This is a genomic window from Marinobacter sp. G11 (assembly GCF_021282325.1).
In the GTDB taxonomy this organism is placed as follows: Bacteria; Pseudomonadota; Gammaproteobacteria; order Pseudomonadales; family Oleiphilaceae; genus Marinobacter; species Marinobacter vinifirmus.
In genome coordinates this window covers 1-1,657 of the sequence record NZ_JAJSPB010000086.1, presented here as the reverse complement: position 1 = coordinate 1,657, position 1,657 = coordinate 1, and the positions used below count along the sequence as shown (strand labels likewise).

The 1,657-nt window shown below is 57.3% G+C and carries 1 protein-coding gene; it reads right to left on the bottom strand.

The genetic code is table 11. The features are described 5' to 3' along the window. Positions 1–38 precede the first annotated feature (38 nt). Positions 39–1,591 (bottom strand): IS3 family transposase gene (locus tag LWH94_RS19090; protein ID WP_232903296.1). Its coding sequence is split into 2 segments (ribosomal slippage): positions 39–1,123 and positions 1,123–1,591, totalling 1,554 coding nucleotides; the frame shifts between segments, so codons are not numbered across the junction. Between the last annotated feature and the right edge of the window lie 66 nt (positions 1,592–1,657).

Sequence of the window (1,657 nt, the reverse complement as noted above, 5' to 3'; positions counted from 1 at the left end):
TCGGTGTTTTTCAAGACAGTTGGCACTGATTTCTCTGTTTAAGCGACGTCTTTCTCTACCACTCGTTTTTCCGGGTTCAACGTGGTTGAGCCGACGGGCTCACAATTCCTGATGGGGCGACGGCCCCATCGGCCTGGAGTTCTCTTTTTTGCCTGCTCCAGAACCCGCTGACGCTGGGCGAGGATAGCGGCGTCCTCACCACTGTGGCGCTCATGCGGTGTTACGAACCGCAGCTTGCTGTGCTTGTGTTCATGGTTGTACCAGTTGACGAAGCGGTCGACCCAGCGCCGGGCTTCCTCCAGGCTGTTAAATCCCGATGAAGGCCATCCCGGGCGGTATTTCAGAGTCCGGAACAGGGACTCCGAGAACGCGTTGTCGTTGCTGACCCGCGGTCGGCTGTAAGACGGCAGGACACCCAGTTCTTCCAGCTTTGCTTTCATCGTCTGCGCCTTCATCGGGGCTCCGTTATCCGAGTGCAGCACCAGAGGCCGGTGGAGGCACTGCTCTCGCAGCAGGCAACGTTGCAACAGCCCGGCAGCGTAGTCGCCGCTCTCAGTCTCGTAGACTTCGTAACCCACGATCTTGCGGCTGTATACGTCTTCAAACATGTACAAGTAATAGAACTGCCCACGCACGGTTGAAGCGCAGTAGGTAATGTCCCAGCACCACACCTCACACGGGCCGGAGGCATGATGCGTGGTCGCTTCCCGGGATCGCTGCGGTGCAAGGCTTTGTCCCCGATGGTTCAACTGGTTGTGGGCTTTGAGTATCCGGTAGAACGACGACTCCGAGGCCAGGTACAGCCCCTCGTCCATCAGCGATGGCACGATTTGGGACGGCGGCAGGCTTTCATAACGAGCCGAATTACAGGTCGACAGAATTTGCTGGCGCTCTGCTTCACTGAGTTTGTTTGCCGGCCTGGGGCGCACAGCTTCCGGGCGTTTATCGGGCTGTACCTCGCCTTCGCGGAACCAGCGGCGATAGGTACGTAAGCCAATGCCAGCTTCTCCACAGGCCTTGAACAGCCGGGCTCCGGCGCTCATGGCTTCCTGAATCAGGTTGATCATTACCCTGCGCTCAGGGACCGAGGTTAGTCGTCCTCGTTGTCGTTTTCCCAGAGCGCATCCAGCTTTTTTCGCAGCACCAGCAGTGCAGCGGTTTCGGCCAGAGCCTTTTCCTTGTGGCGCAATTCACGCTCAAGCTTCTTGATCTGCTTCTGGTCTGACTGACTCTTTTTGCGAAGTTGCTTTTCCCGCTCGGCACTGCGCTGGAAGCCTTGCAGGGATTCTTCTTTCCAGCGCCGGACTTGCTCAGGGTAAAGCCCTTTTTCCCGGCAGTACTGGCTGAGTTCTTCTTCGGACAGTGCGGCTGTCTCAATCACGGTTGCCAGCTTTGCTTCTGCTGACCACTGATCTGACTTGGCTTTGGAACCCGGCACCGGACGCCCCTCTTCTCTGGCTTGTGTCCGCCAATTGTAAAGGGTTTGATCCGAAATGCCTTCCTGCCGCGCCAAAGCGGCTACGGTCATACTATGGGGCGGCGACAACTTCGCCAGCACGGAGGCTTTACGTTCTTCGGAATAACGAGGCACTATCAACACCTGAACCGCCCAACTGGTTAAAAATTAAGTAGTGCCAACTATCCTGCCAGAGGGGGG